Here is a 21,898-nt window from a genome sequence, read left to right on the forward strand (position 1 = left end):
TCTCAGGCGGTCATTCGTAACGCAACGCTGTCATTGGATTGACCCGGATCGCGCGCCAGGCCGGCAGCAGGCAGGCAAGCAGCGCCATCCCCAGCATGACGATCGCCACTTCGAGATAGGTCGCCGGGCTGGCCGGACTGACGCCAAAAAACAAACTCGCCAGGTAACGACACAGCCCAATTCCTGCCGCAATGCCGATCACGACGCCGAGCAGCACCATGCGCAGGCCTTCGCCTACCACCATCCGCATAACATCCTTGCCCTGCGCCCCGAGAGCCATGCGAATCCCGATCTCCTGGGTCCGCTGGCCGACCAGCGACGAAAGCACGCCAAACAGCCCAATCGAAGCAAGGACGAGGGCGAGCCCTGCGAAAACACTCATGACGAACGACTGGAATTTTCGCTGGCTCGTATCTTCATCGAGGATTTGCTCCATGGTTCGGACCTCGAAGACCGGCAGATTTCTGTCCACCGACCAGATCTGGCTTTTGACCGCGGTAACGAGCGACTCGGGATCGCCGTTGCCGCGCACCGCCAGGGTGAGCTGGGTAAAATCGACCATCGGTTTGGTGATCTCCGGCCGCGTCTTACTCTCCAGTCCTTCCTGGTGCGTGTCGCCAACGACGCCGATGATCGTGGAAACGACCGGCGGCGTTTCCGCCCGCGACGGCACACTGCGGAGATGCTGGCCGACTGCGTCCTCGTTAGGCCACAGCCGCTTGGCCAGCGTCTGGTTGACTACCATGACCGGCGCTTTCGTTTGCAATTCGTCCGCGGTGAAATTGCGGCCGGCCAGAAGACGAATCCCGACCGCGTCGAAATAACCGGGCGAAAATATGCCGCGCATATCGGCGGTCGGTTCGCTCCCGCGCGCCGGTGGCGGCTGGTTTTCCAGCACGAAACGAGTAAGCCGAATCCGGGTCATTGGCAGGCCATCGGAAAAGCTCACGTTCTTCACGCCCGGCATGGCGGCGATCTTGTCTTCGACCTGGCGACAGAACGCGGCGATCTGGACGTCGTTGGCGTACCGCGAAGCCGGCATGCTGAATTTCATGGTCAGCAAATGATCGGCGCGAAATCCGGGATCGACGCTCAGGACGGCGAGCATGCTTTTGACCATGAACCCGGCGCCAACCAGAAGGACGCAGGCGAGCGCCACTTCCGCCACCACCAGGGCCCGTCGAAGCCGGCTCGAGGACGCGCCGGCGTTCGCACCGCGGGTTTGATTCAGGAACGCGTTAACGTCGGTGCGCGCCGCCTGGAACGCGGGGATGATCCCAAAGAAAACGCCGGCCACGACCGAGAGGCCGATGGTGAAAAGCAGGACGGTCAAGTTGAGCTTGATGTCGTCAGGCCGCGTAATTCCGGCCGGGTGAAGAGCGACGAGCGCTTTGATTCCGAAATGGGCCAAGCCCAGCCCGAGGAGCGCGCCGATCCCGCTCGGCAGCAGACTTTCCGCCAGCAATTGCGAGACAAGCCGGCCGCCGCCGGCGCCGAGCGCTTTGCGGACCGCCATTTCCTTCTGGCGGGCGGTGGCGCGAGTCAGCATCAGGTTGGCGATGTTCGCGCAGGCGATGAGGAGGACGAACCCGACCGCGGCGAGCATGACCAACAGGTTGCGCCGCAAATCCAGCCCGAGGTTCTCCACGGAAACGGGGAAAACGTTAACGCCGAAGCCGGCGTTCTGGGTCGGGTCCTGTTCGGCGAGATTTTTCGCGATTCCATACATCTCGGCGCGGGCCTGGGCGAGGGTGACACCCGTCCGGAGTCGGCCGTAAACCTGCATTTTGCGCCGCTTCGCTTCGGCCTGGTTCTGGGTCGCAGTGTCATCGTAGGGCACCCACAACTTCGGGGAATGCTGGTCCTGGCCTTCGCGCGCCGCCGGGAGATGAAACTCGGACGGCAGCACGCCGACGATCGTGTAGACCACGTCATTGAGCGTGAGGGTTTGACCCAAAACGTTGCGGTCGCCGCCGAAGTGGCTCCGGAAAAACGCGTCGGTCAAGACGGCGACGTGCGTCTTGGAGGCATCGGTGCCCGCGGAATCGAAGCCGGTCCCCAGCGCCGGTTTCACTCCGAAAAGCGCGAAGATGTTTGGCGAAGCGCGAGCGCCTTCGATCCGTTCCGGCTCCGGGCCTCCCGTCAGGTTAAAGTTTGCGTCTTCAAATCCAGCGATCGCTTCGAACTGGGTGGCCTGCCGCTGCCACTCGAGAAAATTCACGTAAGCCGACGGCACCCGCTCGCCAATCGATCCGCCGAGGGCCGGATTTTTTTCCCAGATCATGACGACGCGCTCCGGGTCGCGGAGAGGCAGAGAACGAAGCAACACGGCATCAATCACGCTGAACACCGCCGCGTTCGCGCCAATGCCGAGCGCAAGCACCGCGATGGTAGTGAAGGCGAACCCCGGCGACTTGAGCAACAAGCGAAGCCCGAAGCGGAGATCGGCCAGAAAATTTTTCACCGGAGGAACAATGCTCTTAAGCGTAGATGGTCGACAAGCTTCAAGGAGCGCCTTAACGCACGGTCGCGAGTTGCGCCGCCTCCTCGGGCGGGAGCTCGAGCGACTCGATAATGGCTTTTCGGACGTCGGGATCCTGCGACAAGCTCTTGGCAACGGCATCGAGGACGTCGTGATGAAAGTCACCCGTGGTCGTGGTCAGGATCTGTTTCATTTGGTAGGGCGATGGCAGGTCCCGCACGACTTCGCGTGCGATTGCCGATCGCGTTGGCGGCGGGAGGTTGGCCATCCAGCTAACGGAGCCGTCCGGATCAAACTCGCGCCATTTGCCAAGAAATCGCGACAGGAGATTCGGCCAGTCGTCCTGCGGGAATTTGGTGACCCATTCTGCCAGGCCCGCGCAAAGTTCGCTCCGGCTGGCTTCACGATTAACAAAGAGGTCAACGTTCGTGTCGACGATGCCGTCGAGCGCCGTCCGACGGGCGTCGCTGGTCGGGAGATGATCGATGAATTGAGCAGCGTCGTCCGCAGAACTCAGGAAAGTGAGACGAGCGGCCCCTTTCAGACTGGGCTGCACTCCTTCGTCGGTGGCGTGTTCGATCAGGAACTGCCGGGCTTTCGCCGGATCACTCTGAAAAAGCCCCTGCAGGTAGTTACTCATGAACTCGGGCTGCCGGGCAAGATCAGGATGTTCCTTGAGCCAGCGGTCCGCCGTCGGCAGGTCCACGGCCGCGAGACAGTGGAGGATGCCGCCGGCGGCGAGGCCGGGATAGACACTCTGGTATTGCTCGGCGAACTGGAGCGCTGCTGTCGGATCGAAGGCAGCCCAGTAATACATCTGGCCTTTGAGCCTCTGTTCGCGCCACTTCGGGTCAGTGTCCGCAGGTAAATCGAGAAGCATCTTCACGAGCACCGGGGTATCGGGCGCAGGAGTGGCCCCCAGGACAGCGCTTACGGCTCGCTCGATATCGTCTTTGCCAACCTGTCGAACAAGGTCCGCTGCTTCCTGCGGGTTTAGGCTGGCCATGTCCTGGAAGAATGCGGTCAACGCCGCGCGGCGATCGGGACCGTCAGGAAGTTTCTGGATCGAGTGAAGATACCTGAGGTGTTCTCCCGCACTGGACGAGCGAAGGCTGCGGTATACGTCAACGAAGGGCACCCGGCCGGCACGCTCCGGCGGCGGCAATTCAACCGGCGCGTCTTGCATAGCGACCCGAGAATCCGCCATCCGCGGTTCCGGAGCGCGCGCCGTGGCGGGTGGCGATAGCCAGCGGCCAAAGGCAAAGGCGCCAAGGGCACAGCAGCCAATAATAATGAATCGCTTGACCATCATTCTGACCCTTTAGCCCGCAACTCCAGCAAGTGGTTTGTCTGCGAAGTGGATAATCCGAAGGCGCGAATTTGCTCCGTCGCATACTCGGGTCCATCCGTGAGGGATCGGACCAGAATGGAAAGAGTTTCGTCGCGCTTCTGCGGATCACGGATCTTGTAGGCCAGGGCCGCGATTTCGGGCGTTACGGGCGCCATTTGGGAACGGACCATCTGGACGACGAGCGATTCGCGCTCGGTTACAGGTTTGTCTCGAATCCAATCAAGAGCTTGCTTCGGATCAAGAGAGCTCCAGCGCGCTAGCGTGTAGCCAAGACTTTCTTCGGCGACAGACCTTGGAAAGGTGGAGGCCCACGCCGCCAAATTGGCGACCTGATCATCGCTCACGGAGGAAACCAGGTTCAGCAGCAGTAATGACGCGCGTGGATCATCGAACCTCCTGATGAACTCGCGGGTTTGCTCCGGCGAAGTGCTGAAGAGACGAGCAGCGACAGAATTGGCGGCCGCGTCAATCGCCAGGATGTCACCCTGGTGGACGACGTAGTCTTGCGCTGCCGCCGGATCCTTCGCGAACCATGCGTCTACCAGCGAGCGGAGCACATCCGAGTTGTTAAGAAATTGGCTTTCGTCGAGCCATTTCCTCGCCGCGTCGACGTCGTCTCGTGCCCAGGTCGACATCAGGGCGGTCGCATCCGAATCTGAGACAAGCTTCGGGTGCGTATTAAGAAAACGCGCCGTCGCCGCCGGGTCAGTCTGGGCGAGCGCGGCAAGATAGGAGGGCAAAAGGACGCGCCGTTCCGCTTCCGACAACTCCGAGATCACGTCGATCAGCTCTGGCAGCAACGGAGGTGGAACAGCCGCATGGAGCGCGTCGAATATGCTTGAGCGGTAGAGCAAATCGGGAAACTTGCGAAGCGAACGAAAGGCTTCTTCCGGTTTGAAGTCGAGCCAGGCGGTATAGAAAGCGATCAACGCAATCGGCTTCATAGGGCTATCGGGTAGCGCGCCCAACTCCCGGGCCCATCGCTCTCGCTGCGGCGCCGAAGACGTCGTCAACAGTTCCTCCATTTCGGCAAAGCCGATTTTAGCGAAACCTTCCACGCGCAAATTGTCGCGCCGCAAGGTGTCCGAGGTGCCAGCGACCGAAGCGTGATCGGTCGAGACGCGAACAACCTCAGGCGCCGGCTCCACTTTGGTGGTCAATGCCCGGAGCGGCCCGGGAGTCCGGTAACCGACCGCAAACGCTATGACTCCGATGGCGAACGCCGTTCCAGGGAATAGCAAACGCGTCTTCAAGTTGCCTGATATTATTAGAAGGCTTGATGCCACAACAGCCCTTCTTTCACTTGGAGTTGTCTGCCGGGGATCTTTAAGCGTGACATGTCGCAAGCTTCAAGGAGCGGCGATTTGAAATCGCCGATTTCATATTGGAGCGCGGCGCTACAAACTCGCTCGGCGGTTTGTAAACCGCCGCTCCCTGGTTACCGCCTCGTTCACCTGTCCGTAGCGCTTGTTCAGCGCTGTCATTTTCAGAAAATAACGCAGGCGCGACTCGAAGATGTCCTGCCGGTGGCGCGACATGTCGAGCCAGCCGAGGCGGACGCGCTGATACCATTTCGGAAAGCGCTGGAAATTTTTCCAGGCGACCGGATCGCGTTTCAGCGCCGCGATGATGTCGGGAGCGGGCACGAACTTCTCGCTCATCCGGCCGCGAATTTTTTCCATCCCGGCCGGGGTCATTAATCCGGCCCGGATCATTCGGCGCACCCGCTCCTTGTTCGTTTCCGAGAGCTGACTCTTCGCGCTCCGGCGCGGGCTGAACCGCTGGACGAAATAATCTGCGTCGATGCTTTTCATGATCCCATCGATCCAACCGAAGCAGAGCGCTTCCTCCACCGCCACGTCGTACGGGATCCGCGCCTTGCCGCTCTGTTTCTTGGTGTAAACCAGCCAGATTTCCTTCTGCTTCGCGTGATTTTTCTGGAGCCAGGCGCGCCACGCTTTTCGCGTCGTGACGTAGAGAGTCGTTCCTACTTCCATGGGAAAATGCGCGCAGCGCAACGACCAACCTGCCTCAGGCCCCGGGTCACGGAAAAGAATTTTTCGCGAGACGGGATGCGCGTCATTTTAGACCGCCAGGGCGCTGCGTTTAAGCTTTACAATCCTTCGTAATCCCGGAATCCTGAGCGGACCACCCTGGAATTCCCTGCCGCGCGCCGCCGCGCGCCATCGTTTTTCACCGGGCGGAAACAGGTCCGACAAAACAACCCCAACCAGGAGAAAATTATGGCTACACCCATCCAAAATGCGCTGACCGCGATCATTCCCATAAAGGCAGAATTCGTGGATACGCTGCGCCAACAGCTCGCGAACAATCCCATCGACCCTTCCGGCCTCGACGCCGTCGGGACCGTGCATTTTGCACGCATCTTTGTTTTTGCAGAAAACAACGCCTCGGGAGTCCCTTCCAACCTCGCCGCGGTGATCACGTCTTACGACTTCGATTTCGCCGCCTATATCCAGGATTTCGTTAACCAACCTTCCGTCGCCGCATTCTTCGACAATTTTCTATTGGCGGTCGATGATCCGGCCGCGGCCGGCCTGGTGCCGGTGACCAAGAATGCAGCCGGGTTCGCCGCTCTCGTGCAAAAATACGATAACACCAATCCGGCTAACTCATGGGGGCAGTGGTATAGCGCCTATCCTGAGCTGAGCGTGCAGAACATTCTGAACCCGAGCTCGAGTTAGGCCCGCTACCGCGCCGCCCAGCTCCGTGAGCCAATCCGCACCGCCGGGAGATATCCATGTCTCAACCCCTGACCGCGACTAAGGCCGACCCGCTCAAGATTCATCCGGAGGATTTCCCGGATATTCAGGGGTTTATTTTGCACGGGTATAACATGCCCAAGAGCCGGCATTTCGTCCTGACCATCGGCCAGGCCGGGGCTGCGTTGGAGTTTCTGACCGCGCTCACTTCGAGTTCAGGCCCGCTGTCGATCACCAGCGCGGAACGATGGCCCCGGGGCGTGAAGCCGGCGTATGCGCTCAACATTGGACTGACCGCGCAGGGACTCGAAGCGCTCGAGCTCCCCGCGAGTCTCAGCATCAATCAGGGGAACTTCAGCTCGTTCCTCCGCGGCGCGGTCGGGGCTGCTAACTCCGTGGGCGACGTTGGCTCCAACAGTCCGGATAACTGGCTCACCAAGCTCAATACCGCAAATGCGAATCGGGCCCACCTGCTTCTGTCGTTGTATACGAACACCGCCCAGGATCGCGATCTCTACTCCGCGCAACTCCGAGAAATGTTTGCCGGGGTCATCCCACCGCCGGGTGCGCCGGACAGCGACGTTCTTGAGTGGGATGTCGATCCCTATGTTTTCACGGACCCGATCAGTGGAGAGAACTATCGCAAAATTCATTTCGGATACACCGACGGGATTTCCAACCCAATCATCGACGAGGTAGGGCTGGCGCCGCCGCGACCCAACCAGCTTCCGTACGTGCCGGCCTGGCAATTTGTCACCCGCGACGGCGCCATGACCAGCTACAACCTGCCGCAGCCTCTGGAGTTTGGCCAAAACGGAACCTTCAGCGCGTTTCGCATCCTCGAGCAAGACGTGGCGGCGTTTGAGGCTTATCTCAGCGCCGATGGCCGGGACGAGGCGGCGCAGGAATTCCTGGCCAGCAAGCTGTGCGGAAGATGGCGCAATGCGAATCCGGTGGTTCTTCAGCCGAACGCGCCCGGCCTCAGGTTGCCCGACATCCAGCTGACTGATTTCGATTATGGCACCGACACGGTCGGACAGCCCTGTCCTTTTTCCGCGCACACCAGGCGGTCGAATCCGCGAGGAGGCCCGCTCGTCTCGGTGGGCGATAAAGTGAACCACCGAATTATGCGCAGAGCCGATGCGTATGGGCCGCACTACGAAGGCGTGGACGACGGTAAACCGCGCGGGCTGGCCGGGCATTTCATGTGCGCAATGCTCTCCAATCAGTTCGAGTTCATCATGTCTCAGTGGGTCAACAGCGGGACGTTCCCGGGACTCAAGGCCCAGGCCGGGATCGATCCGCTTTTGGGAAATGTTCCAGGCGGGAGCAGCTTCACTTATTGGCAGTCGGGCAATCCAGTTACCGTGGGCGGCTTTTCCCGCTTCGTGACCACGAAAGGCGGTTTGTACTGCTTTATTCCGAGCATCACCGCGCTCAAGTGGATGGCCGAAAACGGCGGCGCATCGCCTCATTGGACGGTGCCGACGACGAGTTAGAGACTGCGGGCAATTGTTTTCGAAACTCTGCTCCGACAGGCTGGGCAACTGCCGAGACAACGGCATTTCCAATTGGAACTTGGCAACGAGGCGGCTCCGGAGCCCGCCGACTTCGAGCGCCTAACGGGTTGAAGCTGCCGGAGAACTGCCCGAAACAATCTTCAGCTTCCAATTCTCTATCGGCGTGCCCGCGGTGTTGAGATTGGATGTCAGATAATAGAGCCGTTTCGTCGCCGGAGAATCCGGCGCCTAGTCGAACCGCATCTTCAAGAAATATGGCGGAATGCTTTGATAATAGATCGTCGCGGAAAACGAATTCGCGACTTGCCAATCACGCCGGACAAGTTGATTTAGCGGCAGTGAAACGCGGTTTGTAAATGGCTGCCTGGAATTCAGGCCGCGATAGCGTGTTCCGGACGGGGCGCTCCGGTTGTGAATGAGACGATGACTGACCAAAAGATGCATCGCGCGGAGCCGATGTGCGCTCTCGATCCGCTGCTCCTTATTCCTCGGATAGAATATGTAGGGGATATCCATGAATTTGTCTTGGTCCAGGAGCAGGCTTATTCGCTCGTCGTCCTCGACATGAAGAATTTTCATGTTGTTAATGATCTTTATAGCTACGACACCGGCGACCGGGTGATCGCAGCTTTCATCAGCAACCTTCGCTCGTGGTTGCCTAAAGGGAGTTTGAGCCTGCGCTTTCGACATGGGGATGAGTTCCTGTTTTTTCTCCCGCTGGAGCCCGGGGCAGCGGCGAAACTCTTCAACGCCTTCCGGGAGCATTGCGAAGTTACTCCCGCCCTAGCTCTCGGAGGCAGCGAGCCGATCATTGTTTCTTATCGATTTGCGGTCATCGAGTTGATACAAGGGGAAAAGATGGCGGCAATGTTATTGCGGGCCGAGAAAGCTTTGCGGGACGTCAAGGGACAGGGAAGTCCGCGTACCTCGCCGACAATCGAATGAGTCCTGCTAATATTGAATTACTCAAGGTCATACTGGGCTTTCTCGGGAAGATTGCCTACCCGCTGATCCTGGCGTTGTTTCTGATTCTGTTTCGGCGGGAGATCGCAAATCTGGGGAGAATGTTGCTCGACTTTGGACAGAAAGTTACCGGTGGGATTGAGCGGGGCGACTTGGGGTTAAAGTATGGCGACTGGTCTATCGAAGCGTTGAAGAAGGTGCGGAGCGAAAACCTGGACTCGGCGGCGCGCACTATCCAGGAACTCCTCTCGCCGGCGGCTCCCCTCGCGCTTGGCTACGTTGACAATTTTTTGGGCGGGTTTGTTATTGGCGAAAGTGGGTGCTTTAAGTATGAGCGTGCCAATGAACTCAGCCAATATCGAATCGTGGGCATCTTCACGGTCTATATTCCGCGAACGCTGGAGGACCTTGAAAGCAGTTCGCAAAGCCTGGTGCACGACGTTTACGGGAGCGCGCGGGCCAAGAATATTTCGATTCAATCGAAGTATGGGCGGGCCTTCACCGCCTTTGCAGTGCTGCATGAGGGGACACTTTTTCCGGTGGACGTGCCGAAGACCCTAACTTCGATCCAGCATGTCTTTAATTATCGCGGGGAACAGTTGCGAATCGGCGGGATGAAGGTGGAAGACATCAAGCGGTTGGAAGAACAAAATCTAACGGATTTCGCCAATATCGTGAAAGAGCGCACGAAAGCGCTCCAACAGTCCGGCTGTATCCGGGTGGTGCGAAAAAGCGAAGCGCTCTTTTCGGAGAACCGCTAGTGAAGACGTTCGCAGCGGCTTACAAATCGAGCGAAAGTCGCGCCCATTGTCGCTTCGGTATTCCCACGCTTTTTGATCGCTCCTGCTTTGTCGCCTTGCTGGCGTTACCGGTCGATCTGCCACCCAAGGCCCTGATCGGATCGCAGGCCTGAGGAGGTGGCGTCGATCAAGTTTGAGAAAGGCGCGATGGACATCGACACGCGCACCGATTTCGATTGCCTAACGCGTTGAAGCCGCCGGAGCGCTTGCCGACACAATCTTCAGCTTCCAGTTCTCGAGAGGCGTGCCCGACGTATTGAGATTGGACGTCAGGTAGTAGAGCCGCTTGGTGGCGGGATAATCCGGCGCCTGGTCGAAACGCATTTTCAAATAATACGGCGGAATGCTTTGATGATAGATCGTCGCGGTCAGGGTTAGCGAGGCGGGATCGATTCCGTTGAGCGGGATTTCGTAAGTCACCACGCTCGTTCCGCTGCCATCCCGGTAATGGCTGTCCTCGCCCACGGCATGCGGATGAGTCGCTTCCAGGAAAAAGCCGGAGAGCGAAGGATCGGGTCCTTTCTCGGTCCAGCCGAGCGGTAACAGGCGGTTATCTTTCACCGGGGTGTCCCGGCGGATAAAGCTCGTGGTAAAGTTTCCGTCGGCATCCTGCATCAGCTCCTCAAAAATCTGGACTTGATCCTGTCGCGTGATCGTATGCCCGGCCTGGTCGTAATAGTGAGGCTGATAATGCTGCTGGCTCTTCCCGGATTCGTCCTGGTAGCGATCGAAAAACTCCGAGGGCAGCGGTTGATCTTTTTCATCGACGATGATGCCCAGCTCATTGGTGCGGCCCGAAGCCCAGACGACTTTGTTGTTCCGGTTATCAATCGCCTGGAACTCGATGAAGGCGCGGCGAAACCCAACGCCGCTCGGAAAACGGTGCCCGGTCTTGTTGGTCACGGTCACGTTGGCAATCAGCTTGCCGTTCTCGACCCGGACCGGCGTGACCGCGATCGAGGCGGTTGAATTCTGGGCCTGCTCGACGAAGGCATCGATCGCGTTTGGCAAATCGGCGTTCACCGTGAGCATGTAATCGTTCTGGCGGACGCCCAAAACTTCGTTGGAAGGGAGACCGGATTTCGGCGTGGCCTCAGTCATGAATTGGGAAAACATTTCGAGCAGCGGAACATTGAGTCCCTGGAACTGGTGCCGGACGAAGCCGGTGTCGCGGAAGCGGACCTGGATCTTGTCGGCCGGCGCGCGATGCTCGGCCGCCGGGTAGTTGTCATCCTCCACGGAAGCGAACGGCTGCTGGATGAGGGGGACTTTCAGGGTGCCCGCGGAGTTGCTGTAGCTGCTGCGCATGTGGCAATCCTGGCAGGTCTGCGCCTGAGCGCCGCGCCCGAACTCATTCTGGTAACTGCTGTTGAGCCACTCCAGGTAAGTCAGCTGCTCGAGGTTGTGGCCGATCGGCTTTTGATCGACGACCGGAAGATCGATCGTGTGGCAACTGCCGCACATCCGGGAAGTTTTGATAAATGGATCGTGCTTCGGTTTGGCCCCGAGCACATTGTTCATCGGATCGGTGACAATGACATTGTCTTCGAACGGGCCCGCCAGCTCGTCGGGTTTGCCGGTCTGGAACTGGCCGGTGATCGAGTGATCGAGGAAATATTTCAGGGAGGACACCCCCGGCGGCGGTTTGTCATCGACGATATGATGGCAAGCCGCGCAACTGACTCCGTCTCGCGCCAGGGCGCCATACTTGAAGGTCGGGTCCTTCATCTCGGTCTGGTAAACAAACTCGCGATCGAAATCAGCCGATCCCCCGTGGTCGAGATCGAACTGGCGTTTTCCCATCACGCCATGACAGCGAAAGCAGGTGTTCACTACTTCGCGAGCGAGCTTTTCTCCTGCCGGCTTGTCCTTGAGGGTCTTCAGGTAAGCCAGCTCACTGTCGAGCTGGGAATAGAAAATCGGGTCCCGGCCGGCCAGGCCCATGGGGGACCAGCGCCACTCGCCATAGGGCGAGACGTTCATCACCGGCGTCGCCCCATCCGATTGGGTTTGGCCCGTGTAAACCATGAGGTTGCCGTAATAAATGGCGCTGTGGCAGCCCATGCACGAATCCGAGGTGAGAAACTGCTGGGGACCTTTGTGATCGGGCACAATGTGATCGTAGGTCTCGGCCGGGATTTTCTTTACCTCCGCCAACGGCACGGGACGGATCGAATTGTAGAAGCGAACAAACGCTGGATTCGGAGTGGGCGAAGGACGGGTCTCCACCGGCTTGTCCGGGGGACCGAGCAGGGCCATTTCTTCGTGGTGACTCCGGGGCGGCGGCCGGCCTACGCGAACTTCGGGCGGAGTCGGTCCCACCTGCCCGAACGGTTTGCCCAGATGTCCCATTCCTTGTTGCGGCGTAGAAGTGGGCGTGGGTTGCGGGGCCCATGATTGATCGGTGAAATAGGTGAGGGGCTGGCCGGGAAAACCTTTGATGTTGGCCAGGGAAACGAAGGTAAACTCTTTCTCGGCCGAAGTGTGACAGCGGGTGCAGTACAATCCGAAGCCGGCATTGGGAACCGCGAACGGAGGTTTGTTGTTATCGATCGTCTGCCCTTTCCAGATCTCGGCCCAATACCATCCGTCTTTCGATCCCTTGGAATCCTTGATCATGATCGTCCAGTCGATAAACCCGGAGGCGGGCGGGTTTGAGGCGAGCTGGTAGCGCGCGGCCGGCGCGGCGTACTGTTCCTTAATGATCATCGCGCCGTCGGGAATTGTTCCTTCCCGGCCCCCGGTGAGCCAGGTCATGATCTCCGGCGAATAATAAATCTTAACGGTCGGATGAACGCCGTAGGATTTGTTGTTGATGAAAGGGCCTGTGTCGCGCAGGCCTTTGTCTTCCGCCCAGCCCAGATTCCGGTAATCGTAGCGCTCCAGAAAATCGGTCAGGATTTTTTGGAACTCCGGCAGCCGATCGGGAAGAAAGGTGCTGGGATGTGGAAGTGGAGCGCTCTTGCCTTCAACCCGGCCGGGCTCTGGGTAGACCGCGGTGGTGAAAAGAAGATAGCCCGCCGCCGCCGCGCAAACGGCCGCGAGGATCAGCAACCGTCGCTTGGTTATCGGCCGCATTCGTCCCCGGGGACAGCTTCGCCAGCTCTTACTTCTTGGCCGTGCGAGGGTCGTCGGCCGGATTCACGTACTTGACCTCGAACGGGCCCGTGGCGTGAACCTGAATTACGCATCCCTCCTTGCTGCCGGCGAAGTGCTGCATTCCAGCCGGCATCACCGCGTACGCTCCCGCCGTCATGGTCTTGGCGGTGGCTTCGTCAAACTTCGGTCCCATGCCGAGATAGCAGGTCCCGGAAATCACGGTCACGTGTTCGGCCGTCGGATGCGTGTGAGGCGGGATTTTGAAACCCGCCGGCATTTGCAGCCGGATCGTAAACAATCCTTCCTTTTTCGGATCGCCTTCCAGGACGGCGAGTTTCGCGCCGGCCGGCAATGAAGGGGGAGCGTCGCCCCATTTCAAATCGGCGGCTGCATACATGACATGCTCGGAACTCGCCGCGGCGGTCTCCGTTTTCGCCTTTTCTTCAGCGGCAAAAGCCACCGAAAAAAGCGCCAGGCTGGCGCCGAGGAAGAGAATGGAAGTAATCTTTTTCATAAGGGTATGAGTTGAGATTTGGCGAAGCGCGCTTGGCTTCGCCCGCCAGAATGGCGAATCTCGCCGCGCGGCGTCAAGCCGGTTTGTCGCGGAGCGGATTGGGTTACATTGCGCCGATGAGGAAGGCGCTGGTCCCGGTTTTTCTGCTTCTCGCGGCTACAGGAGCGATGGCGGATGACGCTTCACCGAAATTCGACGCGGCAGCGGCGGAACGTTTCGCGAACCTCGCTTTGGCGTGCGTCGGGAAAGAATATCCGAATAAGCTCAGTCACGTCTTGAATGGCGACGCCGATGTGGCACCGCCGAGGAAACTGACGCCGGCTTTCTACGGGTGTTACGACTGGCATTCGTCCGTGCACGGGCACTGGCTGCTCGTGCGCCTGGCCCGGACTTTCCCCGAGGCGCCATTTGCCGCGCCGGCCCGGGCCGCTCTTCGGAAAAGCCTGACCGCGGGCAATCTCAAACAGGAAGCCGCGTATCTGCGCGGAAACGGCCGGGCCAGTTTCGAGCGCCCTTATGGATTGGCGTGGTTGCTCCAGTTGATCGTGGAGCTGCGGGAATGGGACGATCCGCAAGCGCGCGAGATGCTGGCGAATTTGCGTCCGCTCGAAGAGGCGACGCTCGAGCGTCTCAAAGCCTGGCTGCCGAAGCTCTCTCATCCGGTTCGCATCGGGGAACACAACCAATCCGGTTTTTCCCTCGGCCTCATGCTGGATTACGCGCGGGCAACCGGGAATGAGGAGTTCGCGAAGTTGCTCACGGAGAAGGCGCGCCAATTTTATCTCGCGGACAAGAATTGCGCTCTCAACTACGAACCGTCCGGCGAGGATTTTCTTTCTCCCTGTCTGGGAGAAGCGGACGCGATGCGCCGGGTCCTGGCTCCCGGCGAATTTGCGAAGTGGCTTCAGGATTTTTTGCCGCAAATCCCCACGAAAGCGGGAGCGGATTGGTGGCCGGTGACAGTGTCACCCGATCCGAGCGATCCGAAGCTGGCTCATCTCGACGGCTTGAACTTGAGCCGCGCCTGGATGCTGGAAGGAATTCTCTCCGCGCTTCCCGCGGATGACGCGCGCCGTCCCGCGCTGATGTCAGCCGCCGATGCGCATCGGCGCGCGGGCCTGGCGGCGGTCACCGGCGCGCATTACGAAGGCGGCCATTGGCTGGGCAGTTTCGCTGTTTATCTGGTCACGCACCGCGGGATTCAGCCAGCCAAATAGACTTCGCTCGGATGCGTCGATTCCATTTCAGTCTCTGTCTTGCTTTTGTTCTCCTGTTTTTCGCCCCGAGAGCGAAAGCGCAAGAAAAAGAACTGACCGCGCTCGAAATTTTCGACCGCGCCCTGACTTCTTTCGATAATCAGCGGGTGGCGTTGCGCGATTGGCAATATCAGCAAACGCTGACGACGCATCAGTTCGATGCCGCGGGTAAAGTCGTGGCGCGCGGCACCTGGCAATCGATCGTGCGCCCGGGCGATCCGAGACCGCTCGAATACACCGCGGAACGAATGGAGGGGAAGCTTTCCTTTTTCAAAGCGGAAAGCGCGTCGTCGCCGTCACCATCACCCTCGCCTTCGTCTTCGCCCGCCAGGGCGCCTTCACCGAAACCGAAACCGCGCGATGAAAAAGAGGAAAAGAACCAGGCCGAATCCGCGGTCGAAGCGGTGCGGAAATTCAACCTGCAGGATCGTTATTCCTGGAAGCGATTGCCGGACGAAAACGTCGGAGGCGAAAGTGCCTATGTCCTGGCCTTTGAACCGAAGCCGCGTCAGAACGTCCGGTCGCGCGAAGAACGATTCTTCAGTCTCCTGGCCGGGAAAATCTGGGTGAGCCGGTCTGATTTCATCATTCTCAAAATGGATGTCGCTCTCCAGTCACCCTGCCAGCTGTTTTGGATCCTGGCGCGGGTCACGACGTTTCAGTTCACTTATCTTCTCGAGCCGGCGCGGGGACCGCGCCTGTTTCGGTTGAGCAGGGCGACCGCGAAGACCGTGGTCAGCTTTCCATTTTACGCCGTCCGCCAAAAGCATTGGCTGACGATTGATAAATACGAGCCGCGGACAGCGCGGGGAACGGCGCCGAAGAATCCCAAACCGAGTTTGTCGCCGCGCGGAGGAGAATAGGAATGATCCACGTCCTCGACACTCAACATCTCGGGCGCCGTGGGATCATCGCTTCCACCGCAGTCGAAACGAATGAGGGGCTGATCCTTTTCGACACCGGCCCGGAATCGACCTTTGAAACTCTGGCCGCGCAGTTCCCGGAGCGAGGCTTCAGCGTTCGCGACGTTCGGCATGTCTTTCTGAGTCATATTCATTTCGATCATGCCGGCGCCGCCTGGCGCTTCGCCGAGCTCGGCGCGACCCTTTACGTTCATCCCCGCGGCGCGCCGCACCTGATCGATCCGGCAAAACTGGTCGCGTCCGCCACCCGGCTTTACGGCGACCAAATGGAACGGCTTTGGGGAAAATTTTCTCCGATCGCTTCAGAGCGAGTTCGGGTTTTGCAGGACAACGACGTCGTGCGCGTCGCACCCTTTGCCGTGCGGGCCATCGAAACGCCGGGCCACGCGAGTCATCATCACGTTTACCAGTGGGAAGATAATCTTTTCGGCGGCGACGTCGCCGGCGTGCGGTTAGGCGGAGGTCCTCCGGCGCCGCCGTTCGTTCCGCCGGAGCTGGACATCGAAGCCTGGCTGGAGGCGATCGCGAAAATTCGGGCTCTGAATCCGGCCGAGCTTTTTCTTCCCCACTTTGGACCGGTGCGAGATTCGATCCCCGCGCATCTCGATGCGCTCGAAGAGCGGGTCCGCCGCTGGTCCCTTTGGTTTCGCGACCGCCTTCGTGCCGGCGACGACGAGGAAAAATTGAAGACGGCGTTTGCTGAATTCGTCGTCGAGGAATTACGGAAAGGCGGGGCTACGGAAGAGGAGAGGCGCGACTACGAGCAAGCCGATCCAAGTTTTATGGCCGTGAGCGCCGCAACCCGGTATTGGCGCAAGCATCATCCGGAGGAAGTGGAGAGGTGAGGGGTCGAGGTTAGGGAAGCAGGGCGATCGAAAATCGAAAATCGAAGAGCGGCCTGAGGGCAGGCCGTCTCCATTTATTCCTCGTCGCCGACGACGAGGTGGATGACGCCGGCGGGATCGGAAATCCAGAAGCCGTCGAAATCTTCCCGGAGCTGCTCGACTTCATCCCGGCGAGGAACGCCGTTGATCTTCAGGTAGGAAGCGGCCGCTTCCGTGTCGTTCGTTTCCAGCTCAAGCCAGATATCGGGATGGCTCAGGTTCGGGACCCGATCGATCCAGAGCCGGTTCGGCCCGAACTGAAAAATGCAGCCGTCATCTTCTTCCTCGATCAAGGGCAACCCGAGCGTGTCGCGATAGAAGGCGAGCATCTGATCGTAAGTGTGGCTCGGGCATTTGATCGCGATGTTCGCGCCGCCGGAGAATTGGGGACCATTAACGTTAGCGACCATTCCGAGTTAGAGCTGTTTCAGGATTTTGCGCGCGAGAGTCTTCGCTTTCTCAGTCGCGCTTTTTTCGTCGTCGACGCCGCTGATGCCGACGGTGATAAAGAAGTCGCCTTTGACGACGTAGAGCATCAAACCGTGCGACGGACCTTTTTCCGGCCCTTCGCTGACGGTCGCCGCCTTGTCCCCGAGACCGGAAACCGGCTTTGATTTCTGGCTGGCGGCGCTCATTTCATCGAACTGCTGTTTCGGTTCGAGCTGGCCCGGACTCGCCTGGCGGACCCGCAAAACGAGGGATCGGCCTGGATTTTCACTGTAATAATTGCAACGCGAATAGTAACCGTCGGCGCCTTCCCCATTCCGCGATTGGGGATCCTTGACCGCTTCGCCCAGGGCAGTTTGAGCGTCCGCTTTCGTAATGATCGCGACGAGATCGATCCGTTTTTCCTGGGCGGCCAGGAGAGGGGCGAACGCGCAGACCATTGCTGTCATGGCTGCTCCCGCGATGAGGGTGCGCATGGATTTATCCGCCTGCGGAACCTTCGCCGCCGGGCTCCGTCATCCCGACTGGATCGAGCGCGCGCTCAAGCTCTTCCGGCGGCAGCACTTTCTGCTCGAGGCAAATTTCGCGGACGGTCCGTCCGGTTTTCGCGCTCTCCTTCGCGATCTCCGCGGCGCGATCGTACCCGATTTTCGGGGCCAAACTCGTCACCATCGCCATGGAAAGCTCGACCAGTTCGCGGCAGCGCTCTTCGTTTGCTTCAATGCCGAGGACGCACTTCTCGCAGAATGCATCGCAGGCATTGCCGAGAAGCCGAATGCTCTCGAGAAGGTCGTGCGCCATCACCGGCATCATGACATTGAGCTCGAAATTTCCATTGGCCCCGGCCCAGGTCACGGCGTTGTCGTTTCCGATCACCTGCGCGCAAACCATCATGAGCGATTCGCACAGAACCGGGTTGACCTTGCCCGGCATGATCGAGCTGCCCGGCTGGGTGGCGGGCAACCGAATCTCGCCGATGCCGCAACGGGGACCGCTTCCCAACCACCTAATGTCGTTCGCGATCTTGAACAGGCTGACCGCGATCGTTTTCAGGTGTCCGCTGGTTTCCACGACTGCGTCCTTGGCTCCTTGCGCTTCGAAATGGTTTTCGGCTTCGCGAAATTTGATCCCGGTGCGCTGTTCGAGATGACGCATCACTTTGCCGGGAAACTCCAGGTGCCGGTTTAACCCGGTGCCGACCGCGGTGCCGCCGAGGGGCAGTTCCGCGAGAACCGAAACCGCGCGCTCCACCCGTTCGCGAGCATAAAAAATCTGGCGCGCGTATCCGCCGAATTCCTGGCCCAGCCGGACCGGGGTCGCATCCATCAAGTGGGTCCGGCCGATTTTAATAATGTTCTGGAATTCCTTCGCCTTGGCTTCGAGAGCCGCCCCCAGTTTTTCCAAAGAGGGCAACAGACAATGCCGAAGCTGTTCCGCCGCGCTGACGTGAATGGCGGAGGGAATCACGTCGTTGCTGGACTGCCCCATGTTGACGTGATCGTTGGGGTGGACCGGATCTTTGGCGCCGATCTTTTTCCCCGCGAGCTGGCAGGAGCGGTTCGAGATTACTTCGTTTGCATTCGTGTTCGTGCTCGTGCCCGAACCGGTCTGAAAAATGTCGAGCGGAAAATGTTCGTCGAGCTTCCCTTCGACCACCTCTTCCGCTGCCTGGACGATGAAAGCGGTCCGATGAGAATCGAGCAGGCCGAGGTCGGCGTTGGCCTGGGCGGCGGCCCATTTGATCAAGCCGAGGGCGCGAATGAAGGGGCGCGAAAATCGGTAGCCACTAATCGGGAAATTCAGGACGGCGCGCTGGGTGGAAGCGCCATAAAGCGCGGACTCCGGGACGGACATTTCGCCCATCGAGTCCTTCTCGACTCGGGTCGATCCGGACGTCATGCCGAGTGATGATTGGTGGAGAGCGCCGCGGCCTGCCGAAGAGGACGGCGATGCCCGTTCCGGCGATTCAACTTGTGAAACACGGTGATAAACATCGGCGGAATATTTTGCAGGAAGTATTCCGATTCCGCGCGATCGAAAAGGGTGGCGTGCTGTCGCAGCTCGTTCGTGACCTGGTAGATGATGAAGCTGCCGCCGTCCGCCAGCGCTTCGTAGGTTTTCTCGAGGAGCGCGCGCTTTTTCCTGATCTCAAGAATGCTGAACGGGATCCCCGAAAGGATGTAATCACAACGGGGAATGCCGCGGCGTTCCAGTTCCTCGGGAAGCCGGGCCGCATCGGCGTTGATCACATGGACCCGCGGATCGTTGGCGAACTGGCGGCGAAGGTCCCGGGATAGGGCGGGATCCAGCTCAAACAGGAGCAGCTGCGAATCGGCCGACATCCGGCGCGCGATCTCACGGGAGTGAACGCCTTCGCCCGGCCCGTACTCGGCGATTACCCGCGGTTCGCTGAAATCAATCTTACGCGCCACCCGTTTCACGAGCGCCTTTGAGCTCGGCATGATGGAAGCGATTTGGAACGGCCGCTGGAGAAACCGCTTGAAGAAGAGAGCGCTCATTGAAAGGGGGGAATAGTCACCCCCCGCCCCCGGCTTGTCCAGTCGGGATGTAGGCGGTTTGCGGGTGATCCGGAGGGGGTCGGGGAGGCGATCGCAGGCGGGGGATCGCCCCAAACCGGCGTGCCTCACTAAAATCCCGGGGGAAAGTCAAAAAAATGAGGAATTGACATTGACTATAAAAGTTATAATCCTGATTTCAGCGAAAAGGCTTGCCCATTAGCGCGCAAGTTGCTGTTTTTCTCAAATGCATAACCTGTTGACGGTCAAGGAAACGGCCAAATACCTGCGAATCCCGTTGCCGACCGTTTATTACCTGGTCCAGCGAGGGCAGTTGCCCGCCATTCAAATCGGCGGCCGCTGGCGCATCAAGAAGGCGTCGCTCGACAAGGACATTTTGAAGGAAGACAAATCGGGGCAACCGACGGTGCTCGTGGTCGATGACGACGAAAGCCTCCAGAGTCTCTTCAAGATTTTCCTCAAAAAAATCGGTTTCAGCCGGGTGGTTGTCGGCACGGTGAAGGAAGCGATCGCCGCGATCGAGAAACAAAAATTCGATCTTCTTTTCCTCGACTTGAAACTGCCGGATGGCCCGGCTGACGACGTGTTCGAGGCCGCGAAAGAAGCTGATCCCGAATTGCCCATTGTCGTTATCACCGGTTATCCCGACAGCGAAATGCTCGACCGGATTCTGGCCAAGGGTCCGATCACGGTTCTGAAGAAGCCTCTCAAAGTAGAGCAGCTTCAACAGACGGTCCGGATCCTCGGGCACAAAGACGCCGCCAAGCTCGCGGCCTGATCGGAGCGGTTTTTGCCGGCCTCTGGTGGTTGATTGGCTCGGCGCATTTTCGAGGCACGCTCCGCGACTCGAACCCTGCCGGAAGGTAACAGCTCTGTTACTATTCCGGAGCGGCTCCGCGAGGTCCAAAGTCGGCGGCGAACACGAAAAGGAATAGAGAAGGAGTCGCCATGAAAAACCCCAAGAGTACGCAGCTCCCTGTTCGCTGCTGCCTCGCCACCTTATCGTTCGTTGTTGTCGCACTGTTGCTCCAGGCCGGCGGAGCGCGGGCCCAGAATCAGGAGGTAATCTGGCAATTGCCTTCAGCCGGAACGGCCGTCACGTTTTCCCCCGACGGGCAAGCGGTCTTGGGCGGTAATCAACTGCGGGCGGCGACAAACGGGCAGTTAATTCGGACGTTTAACCTCCGAACTGGTTCGGGCAGCTCGGTCAATACCGTGGCTTTTTCTCCCAGTACTGCGCCATCGGAGTTCAGGCTTATAATTTGAACCTGAACTTCTACCGCGTTTCTGACGGGTTTCGGACCGTCCCCACGGTAGCGCACAGCAACGGAACGACGACGGCGCAATTTTCTCCCGATGGCCAATACCTCGCGGTCGGGGGTCAGGGCGGCCTCATCATTCTTGTAACCGCCACCGGGAAAGTGGTGCAACGGCTGGTGGAGGCCTCGGAGACGGTGGAATCGCTTTCGCTCACGGCCGATGGATCCACGCTCGCGGGAGGCTTTTTTACGAGCCAGGATGGAACGGTCTACAATGTTAAGCTCTGGCGTTTTTCAGACGGAACGCTCCTCAAGACGATCCCGGCCAGCGATCAGCCGATTAATTCCGTGGCTTTCCAGCCCAATGCTCAAGTCATAGCCTCGGGCGGGGGCGACGATGCTGCGGCGGGGGTGGTTCGTTTCTTTAAGGTGAAAGATGGGTCCCAGCTTGGATTTTTCCCCCAGGATCCCAACAATCTGAGTTCCTACGTCAAAAGTGTCGCCTATTCCCCGACAGGACAGTTCATCGCTTACGCTCGCGCAGACAGCTTCGTGGTTGTGGCCAGAAACCCATTTCCCAAGGCCGGGCGCTAAGGCCCGGGGCGGCAACCGGTCAACCTGGCGGAGGTTGCCAAGCAAACCCGCGCAGTCCATAATCCCGAACCTCATTCGGGGACGCGCGGTTAGCTCAGTGGTAGAGCACTACCTTGACACGGTAGGGGTCAGAGGTTCGAACCCTCTACCGCGCACCACCTTTTCTCCCTCGACGACATCGATTTACTCCGATGAGCGAAGACGCGCGTGAGGCGATTGTAACACTCCGTTGTAACACTTTTGTTTTGGCAGCGGTTACGATCAAAATCGTGTCGTCTCCAGCTTGTCCATAAACTCGCGGATTCGATTGCCTGGTGTGCGCGGCGGGAAGAGATCCTGCACTGGCACCTTCAGGACTTCTGCGAGGTAGAGCAGCGTCTTATCGTCGACGTACGAAAGGCGCGCTTCGATTTTTGAAACGCCGCTCCGGCTGATATCGAAGCCGGCGATTTGCAGTTTGGTCGCGAAATCGGATTGCGACCAGCCGAGCGCGTAACGACGACGCCGGACCTGCGGACCGATGTTGTTTTTATAGCGCACGTTGAT

At 59.2% G+C, this 21,898-nt stretch carries 21 protein-coding genes and 1 tRNA gene; 11 read left to right on the forward strand and 11 right to left on the reverse strand.

The features are described 5' to 3' along the window. Positions 1–10: 10 nt before the first annotated feature. The 4 genes from VJU77_00885 to VJU77_00900 form a co-directional block, all read right to left on the reverse strand. Complete coding sequence (locus tag VJU77_00885) at positions 11–2,464, reverse strand: ABC transporter permease (GenBank protein ID HKP01890.1); 2,454 nt, start codon at positions 2,462–2,464, stop codon at positions 11–13. 52 nt (positions 2,465–2,516) lie between these two features. Beyond that, the gene (locus VJU77_00890) at positions 2,517–3,794 is read right to left on the reverse strand and encodes a hypothetical protein (protein HKP01891.1); all 1,278 of its coding nucleotides are present in this window, start codon (positions 3,792–3,794) and stop codon (positions 2,517–2,519) included. Then, positions 3,791–5,086: a hypothetical protein gene (locus VJU77_00895; protein HKP01892.1), complete on the reverse strand. Its 1,296-nt coding sequence runs from the start codon at positions 5,084–5,086 to the stop codon at positions 3,791–3,793. The genes VJU77_00890 and VJU77_00895 overlap by 4 nt, the downstream gene beginning before the upstream one ends. 144 nt (positions 5,087–5,230) lie before the next feature. Beyond that, entirely contained in the window at positions 5,231–5,830 is a 600-nt protein-coding gene (locus VJU77_00900) for a YdeI/OmpD-associated family protein (protein HKP01893.1), read from the reverse strand. 246 nt (positions 5,831–6,076) lie between these two features. Here VJU77_00900 and VJU77_00905 point away from each other — a divergent pair, with 246 nt between their 5' ends. The 5 genes from VJU77_00905 (at position 6,077) to VJU77_00925 (ending at position 9,952) form a co-directional block, all read left to right on the forward strand. Beyond that, entirely contained in the window at positions 6,077–6,538 is a 462-nt protein-coding gene (locus tag VJU77_00905) for a hypothetical protein (GenBank protein ID HKP01894.1), read from the forward strand. 56 nt (positions 6,539–6,594) lie between these two features. Continuing rightward, on the forward strand, positions 6,595–8,055 hold the full coding sequence (locus tag VJU77_00910) for a hypothetical protein (GenBank protein ID HKP01895.1): 1,461 nt from the start codon (positions 6,595–6,597) through the stop codon (positions 8,053–8,055). Between the two features lie 444 nt (positions 8,056–8,499). Further along, a complete protein-coding gene (locus tag VJU77_00915; protein HKP01896.1) occupies positions 8,500–9,021 on the forward strand; it encodes a diguanylate cyclase in 522 nt (173 codons plus the stop codon). Continuing rightward, on the forward strand, positions 9,018–9,800 hold the full coding sequence (locus VJU77_00920; GenBank protein HKP01897.1) for an STING domain-containing protein: 783 nt from the start codon (positions 9,018–9,020) through the stop codon (positions 9,798–9,800). The genes VJU77_00915 and VJU77_00920 overlap by 4 nt, the downstream gene beginning before the upstream one ends. After that, positions 9,800–9,952: a hypothetical protein gene (locus tag VJU77_00925; protein HKP01898.1), complete on the forward strand. Its 153-nt coding sequence runs from the start codon at positions 9,800–9,802 to the stop codon at positions 9,950–9,952. The genes VJU77_00920 and VJU77_00925 overlap by 1 nt, the downstream gene beginning before the upstream one ends. Positions 9,953–10,019: 67 nt before the next feature. Here the strand turns inward: VJU77_00925 and VJU77_00930 are convergent, their stop codons facing one another. Both VJU77_00930 and VJU77_00935 read right to left on the reverse strand, forming a co-directional pair. Then, on the reverse strand, positions 10,020–12,917 hold the full coding sequence (locus tag VJU77_00930; GenBank protein ID HKP01899.1) for a cytochrome P460 family protein: 2,898 nt from the start codon (positions 12,915–12,917) through the stop codon (positions 10,020–10,022). A 28-nt stretch (positions 12,918–12,945) separates the two neighbouring features. Beyond that, complete coding sequence (locus VJU77_00935; protein ID HKP01900.1) at positions 12,946–13,452, reverse strand: cupin domain-containing protein; 507 nt, start codon at positions 13,450–13,452, stop codon at positions 12,946–12,948. Between the two features lie 116 nt (positions 13,453–13,568). Between VJU77_00935 and VJU77_00940 the strand changes: the two genes are divergently transcribed. Genes VJU77_00940 through VJU77_00950 form a run of 3 tightly spaced genes read left to right on the forward strand, consistent with a single transcriptional unit; the run spans position 13,569 to position 16,476 of the window. Next, positions 13,569–14,669, forward strand: a complete 1,101-nt coding sequence (locus VJU77_00940; GenBank protein HKP01901.1) for a DUF2891 domain-containing protein — start codon at positions 13,569–13,571, stop codon at positions 14,667–14,669. Positions 14,670–14,680: 11 nt separating this feature from the next. Then, the gene (locus VJU77_00945) at positions 14,681–15,571 is read left to right on the forward strand and encodes a hypothetical protein (GenBank protein HKP01902.1); all 891 of its coding nucleotides are present in this window, start codon (positions 14,681–14,683) and stop codon (positions 15,569–15,571) included. 2 nt (positions 15,572–15,573) lie between these two features. Next, positions 15,574–16,476, forward strand: a complete 903-nt coding sequence (locus VJU77_00950) for an MBL fold metallo-hydrolase (protein ID HKP01903.1) — start codon at positions 15,574–15,576, stop codon at positions 16,474–16,476. Positions 16,477–16,550: 74 nt separating this feature from the next. On the opposite strand, the gene VJU77_00955 is transcribed toward VJU77_00950, so the two are convergent. Genes VJU77_00955 through VJU77_00970 form a run of 4 tightly spaced genes read right to left on the reverse strand, consistent with a single transcriptional unit; the run spans position 16,551 to position 19,481 of the window. Further along, a complete protein-coding gene (locus tag VJU77_00955; GenBank protein ID HKP01904.1) occupies positions 16,551–16,925 on the reverse strand; it encodes a hypothetical protein in 375 nt (124 codons plus the stop codon). A 6-nt stretch (positions 16,926–16,931) separates the two neighbouring features. Beyond that, positions 16,932–17,438 carry a hypothetical protein gene (locus VJU77_00960; protein HKP01905.1) on the reverse strand — a complete coding sequence of 169 codons (507 nt, stop codon included), beginning with the start codon at positions 17,436–17,438 and terminating at the stop codon, positions 16,932–16,934. A 4-nt stretch (positions 17,439–17,442) separates the two neighbouring features. Continuing rightward, on the reverse strand, positions 17,443–18,861 hold the full coding sequence (locus VJU77_00965; GenBank protein HKP01906.1) for a class II fumarate hydratase: 1,419 nt from the start codon (positions 18,859–18,861) through the stop codon (positions 17,443–17,445). After that, positions 18,858–19,481 (reverse strand): rRNA adenine N-6-methyltransferase family protein, encoded by a 624-nt coding sequence (locus tag VJU77_00970; protein HKP01907.1) that lies wholly within the window; start codon positions 19,479–19,481, stop codon positions 18,858–18,860. Before VJU77_00970 ends, VJU77_00965 begins: the two co-directional genes overlap by 4 nt. A 244-nt stretch (positions 19,482–19,725) precedes the next feature. On the opposite strand from VJU77_00970, the gene VJU77_00975 reads away from it, so the two are divergent. From VJU77_00975 to VJU77_00985, 3 genes are all read left to right on the forward strand, one after another. Further along, entirely contained in the window at positions 19,726–20,277 is a 552-nt protein-coding gene (locus tag VJU77_00975) for a response regulator (GenBank protein HKP01908.1), read from the forward strand. A gap of 484 nt (positions 20,278–20,761) precedes the next feature. Next, a complete protein-coding gene (locus tag VJU77_00980; GenBank protein HKP01909.1) occupies positions 20,762–21,352 on the forward strand; it encodes a hypothetical protein in 591 nt (196 codons plus the stop codon). 83 nt (positions 21,353–21,435) lie between these two features. Continuing rightward, positions 21,436–21,510 (forward strand) — tRNA-Val (locus tag VJU77_00985). A 103-nt stretch (positions 21,511–21,613) separates the two neighbouring features. On the opposite strand, the gene VJU77_00990 is transcribed toward VJU77_00985, so the two are convergent. Then, on the reverse strand, positions 21,614–21,892 hold the full coding sequence (locus tag VJU77_00990; protein HKP01910.1) for a helix-turn-helix transcriptional regulator: 279 nt from the start codon (positions 21,890–21,892) through the stop codon (positions 21,614–21,616). Positions 21,893–21,898 lie beyond the last annotated feature (6 nt).

The sequence above is a fragment of the Chthoniobacterales bacterium genome (assembly GCA_035274845.1).
Lineage (GTDB): Bacteria > Verrucomicrobiota > Verrucomicrobiia > Chthoniobacterales > UBA10450 > AV80.

What these genes read in the sequence shown, in the direction of transcription:
- VJU77_00950 (HKP01903.1), top strand. Translation starts at nt 15,574, where the DNA reads ATGATCCACGTCCTCGACACTCAACATCTCGGGCGCCGTGGGATCATC.
- VJU77_00975 (HKP01908.1), top strand. Translation starts at nt 19,726, where the DNA reads ATGCATAACCTGTTGACGGTCAAGGAAACGGCCAAATACCTGCGAATC.
- VJU77_00910 (HKP01895.1), top strand. Translation starts at nt 6,595, where the DNA reads ATGTCTCAACCCCTGACCGCGACTAAGGCCGACCCGCTCAAGATTCAT.
- VJU77_00900 (HKP01893.1), bottom strand. Translation starts at nt 5,830, where the DNA reads ATGGAAGTAGGAACGACTCTCTACGTCACGACGCGAAAAGCGTGGCGC.
- VJU77_00935 (HKP01900.1), bottom strand. Translation starts at nt 13,452, where the DNA reads ATGAAAAAGATTACTTCCATTCTCTTCCTCGGCGCCAGCCTGGCGCTT.
- VJU77_00965 (HKP01906.1), bottom strand. Translation starts at nt 18,861, where the DNA reads ATGACGTCCGGATCGACCCGAGTCGAGAAGGACTCGATGGGCGAAATG.
- VJU77_00915 (HKP01896.1), top strand. Translation starts at nt 8,500, where the DNA reads ATGACTGACCAAAAGATGCATCGCGCGGAGCCGATGTGCGCTCTCGAT.
- VJU77_00920 (HKP01897.1), top strand. Translation starts at nt 9,018, where the DNA reads ATGAGTCCTGCTAATATTGAATTACTCAAGGTCATACTGGGCTTTCTC.
- VJU77_00890 (HKP01891.1), bottom strand. Translation starts at nt 3,794, where the DNA reads ATGATGGTCAAGCGATTCATTATTATTGGCTGCTGTGCCCTTGGCGCC.
- VJU77_00970 (HKP01907.1), bottom strand. Translation starts at nt 19,481, where the DNA reads ATGAGCGCTCTCTTCTTCAAGCGGTTTCTCCAGCGGCCGTTCCAAATC.
- VJU77_00960 (HKP01905.1), bottom strand. Translation starts at nt 17,438, where the DNA reads ATGCGCACCCTCATCGCGGGAGCAGCCATGACAGCAATGGTCTGCGCG.
- VJU77_00940 (HKP01901.1), top strand. Translation starts at nt 13,569, where the DNA reads ATGAGGAAGGCGCTGGTCCCGGTTTTTCTGCTTCTCGCGGCTACAGGA.
- VJU77_00930 (HKP01899.1), bottom strand. Translation starts at nt 12,917, where the DNA reads ATGCGGCCGATAACCAAGCGACGGTTGCTGATCCTCGCGGCCGTTTGC.
- VJU77_00905 (HKP01894.1), top strand. Translation starts at nt 6,077, where the DNA reads ATGGCTACACCCATCCAAAATGCGCTGACCGCGATCATTCCCATAAAG.
- VJU77_00955 (HKP01904.1), bottom strand. Translation starts at nt 16,925, where the DNA reads ATGGTCGCTAACGTTAATGGTCCCCAATTCTCCGGCGGCGCGAACATC.
- VJU77_00945 (HKP01902.1), top strand. Translation starts at nt 14,681, where the DNA reads ATGCGTCGATTCCATTTCAGTCTCTGTCTTGCTTTTGTTCTCCTGTTT.